Consider the following 20,148-nt stretch of genomic DNA (forward strand, 5'->3'; position numbering starts at 1 on the left):
CTACCAGGCCATGCCCTGCCGGGATCAGCCCTGGTAAGCGGGGTAATCGGTATAGCCCTCACTGCCGCCACCGTAATAGGTACGGCGATCCGGCTGCACCAGCGGCCAACCGTGCTGCAGTCGCTGTACCAGGTCCGGGTTGGAAATGAAGGGTTGACCAAAGCCTACCAAATCGACCAGGCCCTGCTGCAACAAATCGTTGCCGGACTCCAGCGTCATGGCCCCAGCATGGATGATAGCGCCCTTGGGGAAAGCCTCGCGCACCTTGGCCAGGAAGGCCGCGTTCTGGCCGTCCACTTCGGGGCGGCCCTGGCCGTTGGACTGGTCCATCAGGTGCACATAGGCCAGCTCGCGCTCGGCCAGCTTGCGGATCAGGTGCAGATAGGTGTCCTCGATCTGGGCGTAGTCCGGCATGTCGTTGAAACGGCCCCAGGGCGACAGACGAATGCCAACCTTGCCAGCGGCGGTGGCGGCCACCACGCTGTCCACCACTTCCAGCACAAAGCGCACGCGGTCATCCAGGTTCTGTGCGCCGTACTGGTCGGTGCGGTCATTCACCAGCGGGTTCAGGAACTGCTCCAGCAGATAGCCGTTGGCACCGTGGATTTCCACGCCGTCGAAACCGGCCTTGATGGCGCGGTGCGCCGCCTTGCCGAAATCGAAGGCGGTCTCGCGCACTTCTTCGGTCGTCATGGCGTGCGGCTCGGTGGCCGGCACAAAGCCCGGCTTGCCATTCAGGTCGTAGGCAAACACCTTGGTCTGGGCGGTACGCGCCGTGGAGCTGTGCGGCTTGCGTCCCATCAGCAGGTTCTGGTGCGAGGCACGGCCCACATGCCAGAGCTGGGCGAAGATGGCACCGCCCTCCGCATGCACGGCCTGCGTGACTTTCGTCCAGCCCTCGACCTGCGCATCGGTGTACAGGCCGGGCACATACAGGTTGCCGTTGGCGATCTCCGACACCGGCACCCCCTCGGTCACGATCAGGCCGGCCCCGGCACGCTGGCGATAGTACTGCGCCGTCAGGTCATTGGGCACGGCATCCGGGTTGCGGGCACGGGTCATGGGAGCCATCACGGCACGATTGCGCAGCGGCAGGCCTGACAGGGTATAGCTATCGAACAGGGTGGGCATGCGGGAATCTCCTTGCAACGGTGCTGCCGGAAGGAAGGCAGCAACTTGTGGACAGTTGGTGATGGATGGCAGCATATTCAATGCATTTGACAGAAAAATGGCTGTCTGCCCAGCAGCGCGCCTCCGTCACCCGGCCATCAGATGGTAGGAAATTCCGCCAGAGGCAAGGGCTGCCTTGCCGGAATCCCGCAGCCCGCTGGGGATATGCGGCCCCGCCCCAGGCCAACCGTCCCTTCCGTGGCAGGCGAGAATCGGTCAGCTCAGGCCCGGCCGCTTAGAGGCGGACGCACTGGTCTTCCTTGTTGCCATCCACTCGGTTGTTGCCGCCCGCGGGGCGCTGGCTGTTGCTCTTGCACTGCAAGTTGCCGTCCACGCGGTTGCCCTGCACCACGATGCTGCCACGGTTGCCCATGAGCTGGATATCGCCATCCACCCGGTTGTTGCGCAGACTGATGCGGCGGCCCTTGTCGAGCTGGATGTTGCCATCGACGGTGCTGTTGCGCACCGTCACGGACGAGGCCCCCTGGGCCTGGATGTTGCCATCGATGCGGCTGTTGGCCACGACGCAGCTGGCGCCACGCGGCACCTTGATGTCGCCATCGATCTTCTGACCGCTGATGGTGCCACGGCAGATACGGTCATCGGCATGGGCACCAGTCGCAGCCATCAGGGCTGCGGCGACGATGGCCAGGGGAGCAAGGCGGCTTGCGATAGACATGGGAACTCCTGATTGTCATCCTGCAGGATGAGGATGGCCTGTGGCAGGCACAGGCCTGGAATGTCCGCCTGCAACAGCGGCAGGCTATGGGGTCTGAGGCCAGCCTGCGCGCCGGAGTTCCCCGCCACTGGCGTGGAGGTGTAACAGGTATTGCCAGGGGCTTTGCGCTCCCGGCCGGCAGACAGACCCGGCACGCCGCATCCGGCATACCGGCTCCGATGACAAGGGTGGCAGCAGGCACACGACAGCACCTTCCGGCGCAGGCATTTGCGTGCAAACCCTTATATTCTTAAATTATATTTCTATAGCTAATCTATATAGCATATATAACATATGAAATGCCAGTGCTGCTATCATCTACCTCCTTGACAGGAGACTGCCCCACAGTGGCAGAGCATACAGATGATAGAACTCGATTCGGTCCACAAGCGTTACCCCGCCCCCCACGGGTCGGGCTGGTTTGACGCGGTCCATCCCACCTCCCTGCACATCCGTGCCGGCGAGGTTTTCGGCCTGATCGGCCATTCCGGCGCGGGCAAATCCACCCTGCTGCGCCTGATCAACCTGCTGGAGCGGCCCGATGGCGGCACCGTGCGCGTGGGCGATGAAGTGCTGACGGCACTGGACGCTGCCGGCCTGCGCAAGGCGCGCCAGCACATGGGCATGGTGTTCCAGCAATTCAACCTGATGGCCAACCGCACCGTGGCCGGCAATGTGGCGTTCCCGCTGGAAATTGCCGGCTGGAGCAAGGCCGACATCCAGACCCGCGTGGCCGAATGTCTGGAGGTGGTCGGCCTGGAACACCGGGCGCAGCACTACCCGGCGCAGCTGTCCGGCGGCCAGAAGCAGCGCGTGGGCATTGCGCGGGCGCTGGCCCCCAACCCCAAGGTGATCCTGGCCGACGAGCCGACCTCGGCGCTGGACCCGCAAACCACGCGCAACGTGCTGGAGTGCCTGGAATCCATCAACACCCGCTTTGGCGTCACGATCGTCATCGTCACCCATGAAATGCGTGTGGTGCGCACCCTGTGCCACCGCGCCGCCGTGATGGACCAGGGCCATGTGGTGGAAATTGCCGATGTCCGCGACGGCGAATTCCGGATGCAATCCCCGCAGGCGCTGGCCCTGCTGGCAGAGGAGGCCTGAGATGGACGATTACGCAAGCGAAGAACAGGCCTTCAGCTGGGCTGCGGCCTGGGAACACCTGGCCGGCATGCAGGATGAAATCATCCAGGCCGCCATCGAAACCGCCATCATGCTGGGCATCGGCCTGACCGCCGCGCTGCTGATCGGTCTGCCGCTGGGCATTCTGCTGTACCTGACCGGCAAGGGCCAGATGTACGAAAACCGCGTGCTGGGCGGCATCCTGAGCTGGCTGGTCAACCTGGTGCGATCCTTCCCCTTCATCATCCTGATGGTGGTGCTGAGCGGCTTCACGCGCTGGGTGGCCGGCACCAGCATTGGCCCGCTGGCCGCCGCCGTGCCGCTGTCCTTTGCCGCCATCCCCTACTTTGCGCGCCTGGCCGAAACCTCGCTGCGCGAGATTCCCAAGGGCGTGCTCGAAGCCGCCCAGGCCATGGGCGCCAGTCCGCTGCAAATCATCGTCAAGGTGCTGCTGGTGGAGGCACGCTCCGGCCTGGTGGCGGGCTTCACCATCCTGACCATCAGCTTTCTGAGCTATTCCGCCGTGGCCGGCGTGGTCGGCGGCGGCGGCATTGGCGACCTGGCCATCCGCTACGGCTACCAGCGCTACGACACAGTGGTACTGGTCGCCATGTCGCTGCTGCTGATCCTGATCGTGCAAGTGATCCAGGCGCTGGGCAACCGCGTGGCGGCCCGGCTGGACAAACGCTGAATCCCCCAACCTGATTTCAACTGGAAGAACACCATGCATCTGCGTACCCTACTCAAGGCCACCGTGGCCGCTACCCTGCTGACTGCCCTGGGCAGCCATGCCTTCGCCGCCGATCCCAACAAGAAGGAAATCGTCATCGGCACCACCGTCGGCGACTTTGGCGATCAGGTCAAGGAAAGCATCCGACCGATCCTGGAAAGGCAGGGCTACAAGGTCAAGCTGGTCGAGTTCACCGACTACATCCGCCCCAACCTGGCGCTGCAGGAAGGCTCGCTGGACGTGAACGTGTTCCAGCACCAGCCGTACCTGAACCAGTTCCGCGCCCAGCACAAGCTGACGCTGACCTCGGTGTTCGTGGTGCCGACCGCGCCCATGAACCTGTACGCCGGCCGTCTCAAGAGCCTGGACGCCGTGAAGAACGGCAGCACCGTCAGTGTGCCGAATGACCCGACCAACCTGGCGCGCGCCCTGGTGGTGCTGCGTGATCTGGGCTGGATCACGCTCAAGCCCGGCGTCAAGCCGGCCACCGCCTCCGAACGCGATGTCGCCAGCAGCAAGTACAACATCGTGCTCAAGCCGCTGGAAGCGGCCCAGTTGCCGCGTTCCCGCGCCGACGTGGACTACGCCATCATCAACGGCAACTACGCCGTCAGCAGCGGCATGGACCTGAACAAGCACCTGTTCCAGGAGCGCAGCAAGGCGTATCTGAACGTGGGCGTGTTCCACAACAACAGCCTGAACACGCAGTGGGCCAAGGACGTGATCGCCGCCTACCGTTCACCCGAATTCAAGGCCTACGCCATGAAGCGCTTCCCCGGCTACAACTACCCCGCCGGCTGGGTCAAGTAAACACAGGAGACATTCCCATGCAACTGCGCCATCTGCTCAAGGCCGGCCTGGCCGCCACCCTGCTGGCTGCCCTGGGCAGCCCTGCCCTGGCCGCTGACCCGGCCAAGAAGGAAATCGTGATAGGAACCACCGTGGGCGACTACGGTGACCAGGTCAAGGAAGGCATTCGCCCGATTCTGGAAAAGCAGGGCTACAAGGTCAAGCTGGTGGAGTTCACCGATTACGTGCGCCCCAATCTGGCGCTGCAGGAAGGTGCGCTGGACGTGAACGTGTTCCAGCACCATCCCTACCTGAGCAAGTTCCGCGCCCAGCACAAGCTGACGCTGACCTCGGTGTTCCACGTGCCGACCGCGCCCATGAACCTGTACGCCGGCCGCCTCAAGAGCCTCAGCGCCGTCAAGAGCGGCAGCACCGTCAGCCTGCCGAATGACCCGACCAACCTGGCGCGCGCCCTGGTGCTGTTGCGCGACATGGGCTGGATCACGCTCAAGCCCGGCATCAACCCGGTGACCGCCTCCGAACGCGATGTCGCCAGCAACAAATACGGCATCGTGCTCAAGCCGCTGGAAGCCGCGCAACTGCCGCGCTCGCGCTCCGATGTGGACTTTGCGATTGTCAACGGCAACTACGCCGTCAGCAGCGGCATGAAGCTGAGCGACAACCTGTTCCAGGAAAAGAGCAAGGCCTATGTGAATATCGGCGCGATCCGCAATGACCACCTGAACACCCAGTGGGCGAAAGACGTGATTGCCGCCTACCGCTCGGCGGAGTTCAAGGCGTATGCGCTCAAGCGCTTCCCTGGCTACAACTATCCGCCCGGCTGGAAGCCGTAAGAAAAGACTGGCCCATAAAGCAACATGCCACCCTTGCGGTGGCATGTTTTTTTGGGGAATCTGCAGACTTAGCGCGTCAAGGTCTCCAGCGCCTCCTGGTACTTCGCAGCCGTGCCCGCAATCACCTCCGCCGGCAACTGCGGCGCCGGCGCCGTCTTGCCCCAGGGCTTGCCATCCACGGTGGCGGTTTCCAGCCAGTCACGCAGGTATTGCTTGTCATAGCTGGGCGGATTCCGGCCGGCCTCGAAAGCGGCCTGATAGCCGTCCTGCGGCCAGTAGCGCGAGCTGTCGGGCGTCAGCACCTCGTCCATCAGCGTCAGCGTGCCCTGCTCGTCCAGACCAAACTCGAACTTGGTATCGGCAATGATGATGCCCTTGGTCAGGGCGTAATCGGCCGCTGCCTGATACAGCGCGATACTGACATCGCGCATCTGCGCCGCCAGTTCCTTGCCGATGGTGGCTTCGACCTGCTCGAAGCTGATGTTCTCGTCATGCTCGCCGACCTCGGCCTTGGCTGCCGGCGTGAAGATCGGCTCGGGCAGCTTGCTGGCGTTCTGCAGACCTTCGGGCAGCGGCACACCGCACACGCTGCGACTTTGCTGGTATTCCTGCCAGCCACTGCCGGCCAGATAGCCACGCACCACCGCCTCGACCGGCAGCGGCTTCAGGCGCTTGACCAGCATGCTGCGGCCCTGCACCAGCGGGGCCTCCCCGGCGCTGACCACGCTTTCGGGCGCATCGCCGGTCAGGTGGTTGGGCACGATGCCCTGCAGCTTGTCAAACCAGAACAGCGCCATCTGCGTCAGCAGCGCACCCTTGCCCGGAATCGGCTCGCCCATGATGACGTCAAAAGCACTGATGCGGTCACTGGCCACCATCAGGATGCGGTCATCGCCCACGGCGTAGTTGTCGCGCACCTTGCCGCGCGCCAGCAGCGGCAGGGACTGGAGGGAAGAGGTATGCAGGGCGTTGGAAGAGCTCATGGTTCTGTCTGGAAAAAGGACAAGCGCCCCGAAGGCGCGAATGTCCTATTATCCCCGATGCGCCCGACTGGCGCAGGGTTTAGCGGCCGTCGCCGTCGGCATCGCCCGGCAGGGTTCGCTCCACGCGGTCCCAGGCAGCACGGCCGGCACGTTTGGCCTGCTCCCAACTCAGGCGGGACTTGCCCTTGAGCTTGTCCCAGTCCTGCTGCAGGGCGGGTTCGGCATCCTCCCAGCACTGATCGCCATAGCACTGGCGGCCCTGGTAGCCCAGGCGATAGGCTGGCGCGTAGTCGTCCTCGTAACTGTAGTCAGGCACCACTTCCGGCTGGTTGCGGTAGTTGTCCTTCCAGTAGCTGTAATCGGGATCGGTGGCATCGACGGCGGCGTAGGCGCCAACAGCACCCGCCACGGCACCCAGCAGACCGCCCACCAGGGCACCTACCGGGCCACCCACGGCGGTACCGATGGCAACACCGCCAGCCGCACCGGCAACGGCACCGCCACCGGCGGCCACGCCGGACACTTCCCGCTTGGCTTCTTCAGGGGTGATCGGCTCCTGGGCGATCGGACGCGGATCCTGCGAAGGCTGGCCGAGATCGTTGTTGTTCATGATGTTCTCCTCACTGGGTGAAACGGAAGGCATGACGGCTTGGGTCATGGGGAAACTTGCTGCTTCCAGTGTGCCCGCAGTACCTGCCCGGGCTTGCCATCCGATGCCGATGACGCGTGTCAGCGTTTTCCTTACGCAGCAAAAAGCCCGTGCTGCCTGCACGGCCTGTCAGGGACAGGGGCAGGCCCGCACGGGCCGGGAGAACGTGGCCGGCAGCCAGGGCCGCCGGTCAGCAGGCGATCAGTTGACCTTCTGCTTCAGTTCGCCGCTGGCGTACATTTCAGCCATCACGAACAGCGGGATGCCCTTGATCTTGGCACCCTGGCCTTCGCAGCCGAATTCCAGGTAGCGCTGCTTGCAGATCGCCTTGGCGGCTTCACGCGCCGGCTTCATCCATTCGCGCATGTCGAACTTGGACGGGTTCTCGGCCATGAACTTGCGCACGGCACCGGTCATCGCCATGCGGATGTCGGTGTCGATGTTGATCTTGCGCACGCCGTACTTGATGGCTTCCTGGATTTCCTTGACCGGCACGCCGTAGGTCTGCTTCATGTCACCGCCGTACTGGTTGATGATGTCCAGCAGATCCTGCGGCACGCTGGAGGAGCCATGCATCACCAGGTGGGTATTGGGGATGCGTGCGTTGATTTCCTTCACGCGGCTGATGGCCAGCACGTCGCCGGTGGGCGGGCGGGTGAACTTGTAGGCACCGTGGCTGGTACCAATGGCAATGGCCAGCGCGTCCAGCTGCGTGGCCTGCACGAACTGGGCGGCTTCTTCCGGATCGGTCAGCATCTGGCTGTGCTCCAGCTTGCCCACGGCGCCCACGCCGTCTTCCTCGCCGGCTTCACCGGTTTCCAGGCTGCCCAGGCAACCCAGCTCGCCCTCGACGGTAGCGCCGATCTTGTGCGCCATGGCCACGACCTGCTTGGTCACGTCGACGTTGTAGTCGAAGTCGGCCGGCGTCTTGCCGTCATCGCGCAGGGAGCCGTCCATCATCACGGAGCCGAAGCCCAGGTCCAGCGCGCCCTGGCAGATGGCCGGGGAGGTACCGTGGTCCTGGTGCATCACCAGCGGAATGTGGGGATAGGCCTCGGCAGCGGCCTGGATCAGGTACTTGATGAAGTGCTCGCCTGCGTACTTGCGTGCGCCGGCGCTGGCCTGCAGGATCACCGGGGCACCCACTTCGTCGGCAGCCGACATCACGGCCTGCACCTGCTCCAGGTTGTTGACGTTAAAGGCCGGAATACCATAGCCATTTTCGGCAGCATGGTCCAGCAGTTCGCGCATCGATACGAGTGCCATGGGATGAGTCCTTAGAAGTTGAAAACCGGAAGCAGGCTGGCGCAGCACCAACCCGCCCTGCATCAGGCAGGGAATCCGTCCATTTTACCCAAGCCCTGCGTACAAGACCAGCCAACAACCCCTTACTGCACGCGGCAGACCTGCAGCATGTTGGTGCCGCCCGGCGTGCCCATCGGCTCGCCGCAAGTCAGGACATAGGTATCGCCCTGCTGCACCACCCCCTGATGCAGCAAATGCGCCTCGACTTCGCGCAAGACGGTCTCGCGCTCGGTATGCGTCTGCGTCAGCAACGCATGCACGTTGCGGAACAGGGCCATGCGCCGCTGCGACGTCTGGCGCGAGGTCATCGCGTAAATCGGCGAGCGCACGCGATAGCGGCTCATCCACAGCGCGGTGGAGCCGGATTCGGTCAGCGCCACCAGGGCCTTGGCGTTCATGTGGTGGGCAGTGAACAGCGCCGCCATGGCGATCGACTGGTCGATGCGGCTGAAGGTCTTGCCGGTGAAGTCGGCATCCAGCTCGAACTTGTCATGCGCTTCGGCAGCGATGCAGATGTTGGCCATTTCGCGCACCGTTTCCACCGGGAAGCGGCCGGCCGCCGTTTCTGCCGACAGCATCACGGCATCGGTGCCGTCCAGCACGGCGTTGGCCACATCGCTGACTTCGGCGCGCGTGGGCACCGGGTTCACGATCATGCTTTCCATCATCTGGGTGGCGGTGATCACCACCTTGTCGTGCTCGCGCGCCAGCCGGATCATGTGCTTCTGCAGCGCCGGCACCGCGGCATTGCCGACTTCCACCGCCAGATCGCCACGCGCCACCATGATGGCATCGCTCGCCTGCAGGATTTCCGGCAATCGCGGAATCGCCTCGGCGCGCTCGATCTTGGCGATCAGGAACGGCCGATGGCCATGTTCGGCCCCAGCCATATGGCACAGGTGGCGCGCCATTTCCATGTCGGAAGCGCTCTTGGGAAAGCTCACCGCCACATAGTCGGCCTGGAAACTCATGGCCGTGCGGATGTCTTCCATGTCCTTGGCCGTCAGCGCCGCTGCCGACAGGCCGCCGCCCTGCTTGTTGATGCCCTTGTTGTTGGACAGCTCGCCACCCAGCAGCACAGTGGTGTGCACCGCCTCGCCCTGCACGCGGTCCACGCGCAGCGTGATCAGGCCGTCATTCAGCAGCAGCGTGTCGCCGGGACGCACATCGCGCGGCAGCTCCTTGTAATCCAGGCCCACGCCCAGCAGGTCACCCGCTTCGGTGCGACTGGCATCGAGCACGAAGCTGGCACCCGGCTCCAGCTGGACCCGGCCTTCGGCAAACTTGCCGACCCGGATCTTGGGGCCCTGCAGGTCGGCCATGATGGCCACCTCGCGCCCGACACGCGCAGCCGCTTCGCGCACCAGACGCGCACGCTCGACATGGTCCTGCGCCACACCGTGGCTGAAGTTGAGCCGCACCACGCTGACGCCTTCGCGGATCATGGCTTCGAGTATTTCGGGCGAACTGGAAGCAGGGCCGATGGTGGCAACAATCTTGGTAGCGTGGCGCAGCATGGAAAATCTCCGTGGCAGACAGCCGCCGCTGCGGCTGCTTTCCGGATTCTGGCACGACTGTGTGACCTTGCTGCTAGGGGCTGACGCTAGGACGCCAGCCAGACAAGGTGTGGCGCCAACAAAAAAACCCGCCGCAGAAACTGCAGGCGGGTTGTCCATCAGGGGGAAGCGGCGCTCAGGCCGGCACCACCGTCACGTCGGTGCGCGGCACGCTGGTAGGCTCGCCGTCAAAATCGGTCCAGCACTGCTGCTGGAAATCGTACAGCTTGCACTTGCCGGCGGTGTCAAAGTACCACTTCCAGGAGAAGGGCTGCACCACGATGCGGCCGGGCAGCAGCTCTTCCAGGCGGTGCTGGGCGTTCTTCAGCTGGTACAGCGGAATCGTCATGTCCACGTGGTGGGCAGTGTGCTCCATGATGTGGTGCATGGCAGCGCCAATCTTGAACGGGAAGGTCAGGTGCACGGTGGTGGAGACGAACGGTGCCGCCTTGCCCCAGGCCGACTTGTCGTTCTGCCAGCTCACCTTCTCGTGCGTGTGGTGCACGTACACCACAAAGCCGATCATGTAGAACCAGAACATCAGCGGCACGGCCATGCCGAACAGGAAAGCCTGCCATACCGGCTGTGCAAAGGCCAGCGCCAGCAGCGTGATGGCCACGGCCCAGACCAGCCAGAAGGCCAGCACCAGGATGTTGTCCCAGATGAAGACGGAACGGCGCGTCGGCATGTACTTCTTGTTCGGGAAGAACTCGCGGTGCCACCAGATCTCGATCATGTAGTAGATGCCGGCACCCCAGCCGCTGCGGTAGATGCGCTGCAGCAGGCGCTTGCCCGGCGACAGGGCATCGAACTCTTCCTTGGTCAGCGGCTCCCAGACGAAGTCCACGCCCTTGAGGCAGGTGTAGCCGTGGTGGATCACGTTGTGGCCCACATCCCACAGGCTGTAGGCGGTGAGCGAAGGCATGAAGGCGATGCGGCCCAGCCACTTGTTGAGCTGGCGGTTGGGCGTCAGGCTCATGTGGCAGGCATCGTGGCCGATGATGAACAGGCGGCCGATCACGAAGCCGGCGGCCAGGCCACACAGCAGCTGCAACCACCAGGCGTCGAACAGCACGGCACCGGCAATCAGCGCCAGGAACAGGGCATAGTCGATCAGCAGCAGCACAAAGGCGTGCAAGTTGTCGCGCTGGGCGAACGGAGCGGTCCAGGAACGGATGACCTTGCGATGCGGCATCGGCTGGTCAATGGAAAGCGGCTGTGCCGTATCAACGGTAGCTTGCTGGGAAGTCTCTGTCATATCTCTCACATCACAGTGCGGGCGGCAGTCGGCAAGCGTCTGCACTGGAAGAAGGGCCTGCTGCCGCGCACTGATGTGGCAGCCACCCTCACGGGCGCGCGCCCATGAACTGATCATTGTATGAATGATGAGAATGAGAGGCCAACCTTGCCCTTACCGTCATGCAGCCCATGCCCCGGACAAGCCCTTCACAGGGGTCGGAAAGGGGCATTCTGCAGCTTTTCTGCAACAAGTGGCGTTGCAATGGCACCAGCGTGCTTTTTTGGCAAACGCCAGAAAGATCCGGTCTGGCGTTGCTGCAGGCTCCGGCGGGAGCCTGCCTGCCGCGCTCCGCTCAGGCTGCGGCGCGCTTGCCCAGGATCTCGAAGGCCGGCAGTGTCTTGCCTTCCAGCACTTCCAGGAAGGCACCACCGCCGGTGGAGATGTAGCTCACGTCCTGGTCGATGCCGTACTTGGCAATGGCCGCCAGCGTGTCGCCGCCACCGGCAATGCTGAAGGCATCGGAATCGGCAATGGCGCGGGCGATGGTTTCGGTGCCGTGGGCAAACTGGTCGAACTCGAACACGCCGACCGGGCCGTTCCAGACGATGGTGCCGGCCGCCTTGAGCTTGTCGGCCAGCAGCTGCGCCGTCTTCGGGCCGATGTCCAGAATCATGTCGTCTTCGGCCACGTCGCCGGCATCCTTGATGACTGCAGCCGCATCGGCAGCAAAGGTCTTGGCCGTGACCACATCGACCGGGATCGGTACCTCGGCACCACGTTCCTTCATCTTGGCGATCACCTTCTTGGCCTCGTCGACCAGATCGCCTTCGGCCAGCGACTTGCCGATGTGCAGGCCTTCGGCCAGCATGAAGGTGTTGGCAATGCCGCCACCGACGATCAGGCCGTCGACCTTGTCGGCCAGGCTTTGCAGGATGGTCAGCTTGGTGCTGACCTTGCTGCCGGCCACGATGGCGATCAACGGACGCTTCGGGTTGGCCAGGGCGGTGCCGATGGCATCCATCTCGGCAGCCAGCAGCGGGCCGGCGCTGGCAACCGGTGCGTACTGCGCGATGCCGTAGGTCGTGCCTTCGGCGCGGTGCGCGGTACCGAAGGCATCGTGCACGAAGATGTCGCACAGCTTGCCCAGCTGCTCGGCCAGCTCGGGCTTGTTCTTCTTTTCGCCCACGTTCAGGCGGCAGTTTTCCAGCAGCACCAGCTCGCCGGGCTGTACCTCCACGCCATCCAGCCAGTTGCTGACCAGCGGCACTTCTCGGCCCAGCAGCTCGCCCAGACGGGCAGCCACCGGCGACAGGGAATCTTCGGGCTTGAAATCGCCTTCGGTCGGGCGGCCCAGGTGGGAGGTGACCATGACGGCGGCACCGGCTTCCAGCGCCATGCGGATGCAGGGCAGCGAAGCGCGAATGCGGGTGTCTTCGGTGATGTTGCCCTCGTCGTCCTGCGGCACGTTCAGGTCGGCACGGATGAAGACGCGCTTGCCCTTGGCCTGGCCGTTGGCGCAGAGATCGGAAAAACGGATGAATTGCATGGAGTGTCCCCGTGAAAATAATGAAAATCCTGTGACTGCGGCCATTATAGAAAAGCTGGCAGGCCCTGCCGCCGGCACCTGTACACTGGAAGCAGCACGACCATGAGAACAAGGAGTACCCGCATGAAGATCCTGATCGCCATTGATGGCAGCCAAGTCTCCCACCATGAGGTGCAGCACGCGCTGCAGCTGGTCCGCAACGGCCTGCAGGCCAGTTTCGTGCTGGCCAATGTGCAGGAAGCCCCCAGCACCTACGAGCGCCTGACGGCGCAGGGCAACGAGGAAATGCTGGCCAATGTCGCCTTCGGCGCCGGCACCGATGCGCTGGCCGAATCGGTGCGCCTGATCGAGCAGGCCGGCGTGAGCTACATCACCGAGGTGATCAGCAGCGGCAACCCGGCGCAGTCCATCATCGAACTGGTGCACCTGCATGGCTGCAACCTGATCATCACCGGCACGCGTGCCCAGAGCCGCCTGCGCAATGTGCTGGGCGGATCGGTCTCGCGCGAGCTGATCGACGATGCCCCGGTGCCGGTACTGGTGGTCAAGCTGCCCGATCCGATCCTGTCCGAGCCCTGAGGCTTACTGCTCGACGCGCTTGCCGCCCTGGAAGCGGTACAGCGTCACGGCCGGCTTCTGCAGCTCGCCCCTGGGCGTGAAGCTGATGTCGCCGGTCAGACCCTGGTACTGCAACGCGGCCAGCTTGGGCAGATAGACCTGCGGATCGGTGGAATCGGCCTGCTTCATGGCTGCCACCAGCACCTGGGTCGCATCGTAGGAGTACGGGCTGTAGATCTGGAACTGGCCGCTGTAGGCCTTCTCGTAGCGCTGCAGCCAGTCCTGGCCGCCCTGCATGCGCTGTACCGAAATGCCGCCGGTGGCGCAAATCACGTTTTCCACCGTGGGCGAGTTGCCGGACAGCTCAGGCATGCGCTCGGTACACAGCGGATCGCCGCCGAGCAGCCGGACCTGGCTCATGCCGAGCTGCTGCATCTGGCGCAGCATCGGGCCGCCCTGCGCGTCCAGGCCGCCAAACATGATGGCATCCGGGTTGCGCGCCTTGATCGCGGTCAGGATCGGCATGAAATCGGTCGCCTTGTCGTTGGTGAATTCGCGCACCAGCACCTGCATGCCGTTCTGCTTCGCGGCTTCCTCGAAGGTATCGGCCAGACCCTGGCCAAAGGCCGTGCGGTCATCGATCACGGCCACGGTCTTGACGCCCTGCTGCGCTGCGCTGGCAGCCACGGCTTCCGCCAGCTGGTTGTCGTTGGCAATCACGCGGAAGGTGGTGTTGTAGCCGGCCTTGGTCACATCCGGGTTGGTGGCCGCCGGTGTCACGTGCGGGATGCCGCACCTGTGGTACACATCTGCCGCCGGAATGGTGGTGCCGGACTGCAGGTGGCCGACCACGCCCGCCACCTGCGCATCACACATCTTCTGCGCCACCGTGGTGGCCTGGCGCGGGTCGCCGGCATCGTCCTCGGCAATCAGCTTGAAGTGCACCGGCTTGCCACCAATCACCGGCTGGCTGGCGTTGATCTCGTCGATCGCCATGCGCACGCCGTTTTCCACATCCTTGCCAACGTGGGCAATGCCGCCGGACATGGGGCCGACGGTGCCAATCAACACCTCGACGGCACCGGCCGCCGCCGTTGTGGCAGAGGCAGAGGCGGAACCGGAGGCAGCCCCCGCCGCCGGAGCAGCCTCCTGCTTCGAGCAGGCCGCCAGTGACAACGCAGCGCCGAGAGCGCACAGGGACAGGGTGAAAGGGATGCGGGCAGAAGAAATCATGGGCAGTCTCGCAAGCAGGTCTTCAGGGCGGCATGCCCCAGAAACGGCTAGTTTACGCCAAGCCTGTCGCCGTCAGCCAGCAGGTACTTACCAGCCCAGCCCCAGGTGCAGCGGCAGATACACCGCCATGCCGACCAGGATCGTGCCCATGACGCTGCGCCGGCGGAAATACCAGAGCATGCCGGCCAGCGCGCCATAGAGGCGGGCATCATTCCAGCTCGCCAGCTCGCCCTGCGCCACCACCACTTCCGGAATCACGAGGGCCGCCAGCGCAGCGACCGGGGCGTATTTCAGGCTGCGCTGGAACCAGGTCGGCATCGGCAGATCACGCTGCAAGATAAAGAAAAAGCTGCGCGAGACAATCGTCACCAGCGTCAGGCCGATGATGATGAGGACGGTAAGCCAGTCGGTCTGGCCGGGCAGGCTGATGATGCTCATGCGCGCCCCTGCCGGCGCTGGCGCGCCTCCTGCTCCTGCACATGGCGGCGCAGCACGGTGTACTCCAGCAGCAGGCAGAGGCCGACCGAGAGCAGGATCGCCACCACCAGATTCAGCTTGAGCGGCAGCGCGTAAGCGAGTACCGCCACGCCTCCTGCCAGAATCGCCGTCAGCATGCGCATGCGGCTGTCGAGCATCGCGCACATCACGCCCAGCACCGCCAGCGTGCCGGCAAAGCCCAGCCCCCAGGAGGTCGGCAGCACGCTCGCCAGCAGTACCCCGGTCAGACAGGCCGCACACCAGGTCGCGTAGTTGGCCGCGGTGCTGCCGACATACCAGGCGGTCTGTTCACCACGCAGTTGCGGATCCTGCGTGGCTGCCTGCGGATAGCGCTGGATGAACAGCACGTAGTTGACGTCACCGGACAGGTAGCCGTAGAGCATGCGTTCGCGGAACGGCAGATGCATCACGTAGTTGCGCAGATGCACGCTGAAGACGACAAAACGCAGGTTGACGCAAAAGGCCGCCAGCAGAATCACCCAGACCGGTGCACCCGCCACGATCAGCGGCAATGCCGCCAGCTGGGCGGTACCGGCAAACACCAGCACCGTCATCAGCATGGCCTCGAACAGGCTGAGGCCGGAATTGCTCATGGCCACGCCGGTCATCAGGCCCCAGGAGGCAATGCCGAGGGCGACCTGGTAATAGTTGCGCCAGCCCTCGCGAAAGGCCGGCTGCCGCAGCATCGCCGGCGACAGCACGCGTGGCTCCAGCGCCCAGTCGCGCGGTGCCAGCCGGGAAGCAGTCACGACATCAGTAGACATGATGGAAACAGGTAACGGGAAATCAGTCGGTCTGGCGGCCCAGCACGGATCCGGCAGGCAGCTCGAAACCACGCAGCCAGTCGGCCACCGGCAGACGCTTGCCGCCGGCGCGCTGCAGCATGGTCAGGCGCAGCACGCCGCCATCGCCGCAGGCCACATCGATGCCGGCGGCGCCGCTGGCCAGCACCTGGCCGGGCTCGGCCTGGCTGGTCTGATCCAGCAACTGCGCCGCATGCACCTTGACCAGCTCGGGCTGGCCTTCGGCATTCGTGGCTGTCGTGTGGGCAATCGGAAACGGCGTGAAGGCACGCACGCGGCGCTCGATCTGCGCTGCCGGCTGCTGCCAGTCGATGCGGGCCTCGGCCTTCTCGATCTTGTGCGCGTAAGTGATGCCGTCTTCGGGCTGTGGCGTGGCCGGCGGCATGCCGCCGCAGGCAGCCAGCTCCAGCGCCTCCACGATCAGGCGGCCACCCAGATCAGCCAGCTTGTCGTGCAGGCTGGCGGTGGTATCGGTACTGCCGATCGGCAGGCGTTCGGTCAGCAGCATGTCGCCGGTATCGAGCCCGATGTCCATCTGCATGATGGTGATGCCGGTTTCGGCATCGCCAGCCTCGATGGCACGGTGGATCGGTGCCGCACCGCGCCAGCGCGGCAGCAGGCTGGCATGGATGTTCAGACAACCCAGACGCGGCAGGTCCAGCACCCATTGCGGCAGAATCAGGCCATAGGCGGCCACCACCATCACGTCGGGCTGCGCCTGCAGCAGCGCGGCACGCGCCTGTGCGGCTTCATCGGCATGCTTGCCGTCCAGTTTCAGGCCATGTGGCTGCTGCACCGGAATGCCGTGCGCCAGCGCGGTCTGCTTGACCGGCGAGGCCTGCAGTTTCATGCCGCGCCCGGCCGGACGATCCGGCTGCGTCAGCACCAGTGGCACCTCGAAGCCGGCCTGCAGCAGACGCTGCAGTGCCTGCTGGGCAAATTCCGGCGTACCGGCAAACACCACCTTCATGACAGCTCCTCGGGCTTACAGCGACTGGCGCGACTTCTGTTCCTTGTCCGCCTCGCGCTGCGCCTTGGCCAGCTTGGTCCTGATGCGGCCGCGCTTGAGCGGCGACAGGTATTCGACAAACACCTTGCCGTCCAGGTGATCCATCTCGTGCTGCAGGCAGACCGCCAGCAGGCCATCGGCCTCGATCAGGCGGCTGTTGCCCTGGGCATCGAGCGCCCGCACATGCACACGCTCGGCGCGCTCCACGCCATCGTAGATGCCGGGCACCGACAGGCAGCCCTCGTCGCCCCGCACACGCTCCTCGCTGGCCCAGACGATTTCCGGGTTGATCACCACCAGACGCTGGTCGCGCGATTCGGACACATCGATCACCACCACGCGCTCGTGCACATCGACCTGGGTCGCCGCCAGGCCGACGCCATTGGCTTCGTACATGGTCTCGAACATGTCGTCCAGCAGGGTACGGATGCGGTCATCCACCTGCGCCACGGGCCTGGCCACGGTGTGCAGCTTGGGATCGGGATAGACAAGAATGGGAAGCAGGGCCATGGGGATCACTCGAAAGACAGAAGGCCACCTGCAGTGGCCGAATAGCGGTATTTTCCCGTGTTTTGCCATTTCCTGCAGCAGGCAAGCCGGTTAGCCATGATTCTGTCAGGCACATGACGGCAAAAACCACAGGAATCGCGCAATAATCAATACTTTGTATTTAAACTGGATGATTCCGCATGAGCGATGAGGAACTGGTCGCCTGGCTGCAACTGGTACAGGCACATGGCATTGGCCCGGATGCCGCGCGCCGGCTGCTGGCCAGCTTCGGCCTGCCGCAGCAGATCGTGGCGCAATCGCGCCATGCGCTGGAGCAGGTCATCAGCAGCCGCCAGGCCGAGGCGCTGCTGCATCCGTCCGATGACACGCTGGCGCTGATCGAGCGCACCCGGCAGTGGCTGCAGCCGCAACCGGACGGTCTGGCGCGCTGGCTGATTCCGCTCGGCAGCCCGGACTACCCGCCGCAACTGCTGCAAACCGCTGATCCGCCGGTACTGCTCTACGCCATGGGCCAGCGTGAACGGCTGCTCCCGAGCCGCTGCATCGCCATGGCCGGCAGCCGCAATCCGACCAGCCAGGGGGTCGATAACGCCCGCGTGTTTGCGCGCAGCTTTGCCCGCCACGGCTGGACCGTGGTGTCCGGGCTGGCGCTCGGCATCGATGCCGCGGCGCACGAAGGTGCACTCGAAGGCTTTGATACGCTACAGCAGGCGGGCGCCGCCACGCTGGCCGTCGTCGGCACCGGGCTGGACCGGGTCTATCCGGCGCAGCACCGTGCACTGGCGCACCGCATCTGCCAGACTGGCGTGCTGCTGAGCGAATTGGCACTGGGTGCGCCGCCGCAGGCGCACCATTTTCCGCGCCGCAACCGCATCCTGTCCGGGCTGTGTCACGGCGTGCTGATCGTGGAAGCGGCACCGCAATCGGGTTCGCTGATCACGGCAAGACTGGCAAGCGAACAGGGACGCGAGGTGTTCGCGATTCCCGGATCGATCCACTCGCCGCAGTCACGCGGCTGCCATGCGCTGATCCGGCAGGGTGCCAAGCTGGTGGAATCGGCCGAAGACGTGCTCGAAGACCTGCGCCCGCTGCTGCCCGGCCCGACCCATGCCGACGGCTGGGCCGCCACCTCCGTCTCGGCCACGCCGCCCGACCAGCCGCATCCGGTGCTGGATGCACTCGGCCATGACCCGGTCAGCCTGGATGCGCTGCTGGCGCGCACCGGCATGGACACCGCCACGCTGCAGGCCGAACTGCTGGCGCTGGAGCTGGACGGTCTGGTGGCACGCCTGCCCGGCGGGCTGTTCCAGCGGCGCGCCGCCGGCTAGGCGATTCAGTCGTCGGAAAAGCCCTTGGCCATGGCGGCACGCTGACGCGCCGCAAATTCCTCGTAGACATTGATGCCGCGCAACTGCAGGATCATGTTGCGCACCGCCGCTTCCACCAGCACGGCGATGTTGCGCCCCACCACCACCTGCACCACCACCTTCGGGATCGGCACGCCGAGCACGTTCTGCATCAGCGGCTCGGTGGGCAGGCGTTCGTAATCGCGCTCCATGGTTTCCTTGCGCACCAGGTGCACGATCACGCGCAGGCGCATGCGGCGGCGCACGGCGATCTCGCCAAAGATGGCGCGGATATCCAGCAGGCCGATGCCGCGCACTTCCATCAGGTTCTGCAGCAGCTCGGGGCAGCGGCCCTCGATCGTGGTCTGGTTGATGCGGTACAGATCGACCGCATCATCGGCCACCAGACCATTGCCACGCGAGATCAGTTCCAGACCGAGCTCGCTCTTGCCCAGACCCGATTCGCCGGTGATCAATACACCCAGCCCCAGGATGTCCATGAACACGCCATGCATGGTTTCACGGCTGGCAAAGTGCTTGGACAGGTAGGTGCGCAGCAGGTCGATCACATAGGCGGCGCGCTCGTCCGTGGCAAACATCGGGATCTGCGCACGTTCGCACAGCTGTAGCAGATGGTCCGGTGCCGGCTGGCCATCGGCCAGGATCACCACCGGCGGCTCCAGCGTCAGGATGCGCGCAGTGCGGCGCAGCTGGTCTTCGGGCGAACACTGGGTCAGGTAGGCGACTTCGCGCTGACCCAGGATCTGCACCCGGTAGGGATGGATGTAGTTGAGGTAGCCGACCAGATCGGCACCGGAGCTGGCCTCGCGCACCGCCACTTCGGCAAAGCGGCGCTCGGAAGCGCCCAGACCCGCCAGCCACTGCCATTGCAGCGTGGTGCGGAAGGATTCAAACAGGACGTCGGCGCTGATCGCGGTGTGTTTCATGGATGCGGCTCCTGCCATGAAGGAATGACAATGCCTTCATGGTAGCCGCAAGCGCGCGCAAAATCGCAAAAGCCGCAGAACCTGCCTGACAGGGGGAGATTACAGGGGCTGGACCGACTGCCAGCTGGCCACCAGCTGGTGCAGCTCGGCGGCATCGTGGGTGGTCATGAGCTTGTCGCGCAGTTCGCCGTTGCTCAGCATTTCAGCGATTTCGGAGAGGATTTCCAGGTGCTTCTGGGTGGCGGCTTCCGGCACCAGCAGGAAGATCAGCAGGCCGACCGGTGTGTCGTCCGGGGCATCGAAGCCGATCGGGTGGGCCAGCTGGAACAGCGCGGCCATGGGTGCCTTGAGGCCCTTGATGCGGCCGTGGGGTATGGCAACACCATGACCCAGGCTGGTGGAGCCCAGTCGTTCACGGGCAAACAGGCTGTCGGTGATGACGGCGCGGCTCAACCCATGCAGGTCTTCGAACAACAGGCCTACTTCCTCGAAAGCACGCTTCTTGCTGGTGACGTCCACATTAACAACGACCTGGGCGGCCGGCAGAATGGAGGCGAGTCTGTTCATTGGCTCATACTT

21 protein-coding genes are annotated in these 20,148 nt (G+C 64.6%); 6 read left to right on the top strand and 15 right to left on the bottom strand.

The genetic code is table 11. From position 1 onward, the window contains the following. Positions 1–24: 24 nt before the first annotated feature. Positions 25–1,131, bottom strand: coding sequence for an alkene reductase (locus C513_RS0104470; protein WP_018714836.1), 1,107 nt, complete (start codon positions 1,129–1,131; stop codon positions 25–27). Positions 1,132–1,405: 274 nt separating this feature from the next. After that, positions 1,406–1,849, bottom strand: coding sequence for a right-handed parallel beta-helix repeat-containing protein (locus C513_RS0104475; protein WP_018714837.1), 444 nt, complete (start codon positions 1,847–1,849; stop codon positions 1,406–1,408). Between the two features lie 402 nt (positions 1,850–2,251). On the opposite strand from C513_RS0104475, the gene C513_RS12695 reads away from it, so the two are divergent. The 4 genes from C513_RS12695 to C513_RS0104495 are packed head-to-tail and all read left to right on the top strand — an operon-like array spanning position 2,252 to position 5,386. Next, positions 2,252–2,995, top strand: a complete 744-nt coding sequence (locus C513_RS12695) for a methionine ABC transporter ATP-binding protein (RefSeq protein ID WP_018714838.1) — start codon at positions 2,252–2,254, stop codon at positions 2,993–2,995. Between the two features lies 1 nt (position 2,996). Continuing rightward, the gene (locus tag C513_RS0104485) at positions 2,997–3,704 is read left to right on the top strand and encodes a methionine ABC transporter permease (protein ID WP_018714839.1); all 708 of its coding nucleotides are present in this window, start codon (positions 2,997–2,999) and stop codon (positions 3,702–3,704) included. 33 nt (positions 3,705–3,737) lie between these two features. Beyond that, entirely contained in the window at positions 3,738–4,553 is an 816-nt protein-coding gene (locus C513_RS0104490) for a MetQ/NlpA family ABC transporter substrate-binding protein (protein ID WP_018714840.1), read from the top strand. 17 nt (positions 4,554–4,570) lie between these two features. Next, the gene (locus C513_RS0104495; protein ID WP_018714841.1) at positions 4,571–5,386 is read left to right on the top strand and encodes a MetQ/NlpA family ABC transporter substrate-binding protein; all 816 of its coding nucleotides are present in this window, start codon (positions 4,571–4,573) and stop codon (positions 5,384–5,386) included. A gap of 68 nt (positions 5,387–5,454) precedes the next feature. Here C513_RS0104495 and C513_RS0104500 read toward each other — a convergent pair whose 3' ends face one another. The 6 genes from C513_RS0104500 to C513_RS0104525 form a co-directional block, all read right to left on the bottom strand. After that, positions 5,455–6,369: a phosphoribosylaminoimidazolesuccinocarboxamide synthase gene (locus C513_RS0104500; RefSeq protein WP_018714842.1), complete on the bottom strand. Its 915-nt coding sequence runs from the start codon at positions 6,367–6,369 to the stop codon at positions 5,455–5,457. Positions 6,370–6,448: 79 nt separating this feature from the next. Then, a complete protein-coding gene (locus C513_RS0104505) occupies positions 6,449–6,979 on the bottom strand; it encodes a hypothetical protein (RefSeq protein ID WP_033394814.1) in 531 nt (176 codons plus the stop codon). A 240-nt stretch (positions 6,980–7,219) separates the two neighbouring features. Then, positions 7,220–8,284 carry a class II fructose-bisphosphate aldolase gene (gene fba, locus C513_RS0104510; RefSeq protein WP_018714844.1) on the bottom strand — a complete coding sequence of 355 codons (1,065 nt, stop codon included), beginning with the start codon at positions 8,282–8,284 and terminating at the stop codon, positions 7,220–7,222. A 122-nt stretch (positions 8,285–8,406) separates the two neighbouring features. Further along, a complete protein-coding gene (pyk, locus tag C513_RS0104515; protein ID WP_018714845.1) occupies positions 8,407–9,840 on the bottom strand; it encodes a pyruvate kinase in 1,434 nt (477 codons plus the stop codon). 175 nt (positions 9,841–10,015) lie between these two features. Then, entirely contained in the window at positions 10,016–11,074 is a 1,059-nt protein-coding gene (locus C513_RS0104520) for a fatty acid desaturase (RefSeq protein WP_018714846.1), read from the bottom strand. 397 nt (positions 11,075–11,471) lie between these two features. Beyond that, positions 11,472–12,665, bottom strand: a complete 1,194-nt coding sequence (locus C513_RS0104525; protein WP_018714847.1) for a phosphoglycerate kinase — start codon at positions 12,663–12,665, stop codon at positions 11,472–11,474. A gap of 123 nt (positions 12,666–12,788) precedes the next feature. On the opposite strand from C513_RS0104525, the gene C513_RS0104530 reads away from it, so the two are divergent. Further along, positions 12,789–13,244, top strand: a complete 456-nt coding sequence (locus C513_RS0104530) for a universal stress protein (protein WP_018714848.1) — start codon at positions 12,789–12,791, stop codon at positions 13,242–13,244. Between the two features lie 3 nt (positions 13,245–13,247). Here C513_RS0104530 and C513_RS0104535 read toward each other — a convergent pair whose 3' ends face one another. The 5 genes from C513_RS0104535 to def all read right to left on the bottom strand — a co-directional run bounded on the left by C513_RS0104535 (position 13,248) and on the right by def (position 17,276). Then, positions 13,248–14,456, bottom strand: coding sequence for a branched-chain amino acid ABC transporter substrate-binding protein (locus C513_RS0104535; protein ID WP_018714849.1), 1,209 nt, complete (start codon positions 14,454–14,456; stop codon positions 13,248–13,250). Positions 14,457–14,543: 87 nt separating this feature from the next. Beyond that, positions 14,544–14,894 (bottom strand): AzlD domain-containing protein, encoded by a 351-nt coding sequence (locus tag C513_RS0104540; RefSeq protein WP_018714850.1) that lies wholly within the window; start codon positions 14,892–14,894, stop codon positions 14,544–14,546. Next, positions 14,891–15,640 (bottom strand): AzlC family ABC transporter permease, encoded by a 750-nt coding sequence (locus C513_RS0104545; protein ID WP_033394866.1) that lies wholly within the window; start codon positions 15,638–15,640, stop codon positions 14,891–14,893. The genes C513_RS0104540 and C513_RS0104545 overlap by 4 nt, the downstream gene beginning before the upstream one ends. A gap of 100 nt (positions 15,641–15,740) precedes the next feature. Beyond that, entirely contained in the window at positions 15,741–16,727 is a 987-nt protein-coding gene (gene fmt / locus C513_RS0104550; RefSeq protein ID WP_018714852.1) for a methionyl-tRNA formyltransferase, read from the bottom strand. A gap of 15 nt (positions 16,728–16,742) precedes the next feature. Further along, complete coding sequence (def, locus tag C513_RS0104555; RefSeq protein WP_018714853.1) at positions 16,743–17,276, bottom strand: peptide deformylase; 534 nt, start codon at positions 17,274–17,276, stop codon at positions 16,743–16,745. 179 nt (positions 17,277–17,455) lie between these two features. Between def and dprA the strand changes: the two genes are divergently transcribed. Next, complete coding sequence (gene dprA / locus C513_RS0104560; protein WP_018714854.1) at positions 17,456–18,604, top strand: DNA-processing protein DprA; 1,149 nt, start codon at positions 17,456–17,458, stop codon at positions 18,602–18,604. Between the two features lie 5 nt (positions 18,605–18,609). Here dprA and hprK read toward each other — a convergent pair whose 3' ends face one another. After that, on the bottom strand, positions 18,610–19,569 hold the full coding sequence (hprK, locus tag C513_RS0104565) for an HPr(Ser) kinase/phosphatase (protein ID WP_018714855.1): 960 nt from the start codon (positions 19,567–19,569) through the stop codon (positions 18,610–18,612). Positions 19,570–19,668: 99 nt separating this feature from the next. Continuing rightward, positions 19,669–20,136, bottom strand: coding sequence for a PTS sugar transporter subunit IIA (locus tag C513_RS0104570; RefSeq protein ID WP_018714856.1), 468 nt, complete (start codon positions 20,134–20,136; stop codon positions 19,669–19,671). Between the last annotated feature and the right edge of the window lie 12 nt (positions 20,137–20,148).

It is taken from the genome of Allobrachymonas chironomi DSM 19884 (assembly GCF_000374625.1).
In the GTDB taxonomy this organism is placed as follows: domain Bacteria; phylum Pseudomonadota; class Gammaproteobacteria; order Burkholderiales; family Burkholderiaceae_C; genus Brachymonas; species Brachymonas chironomi.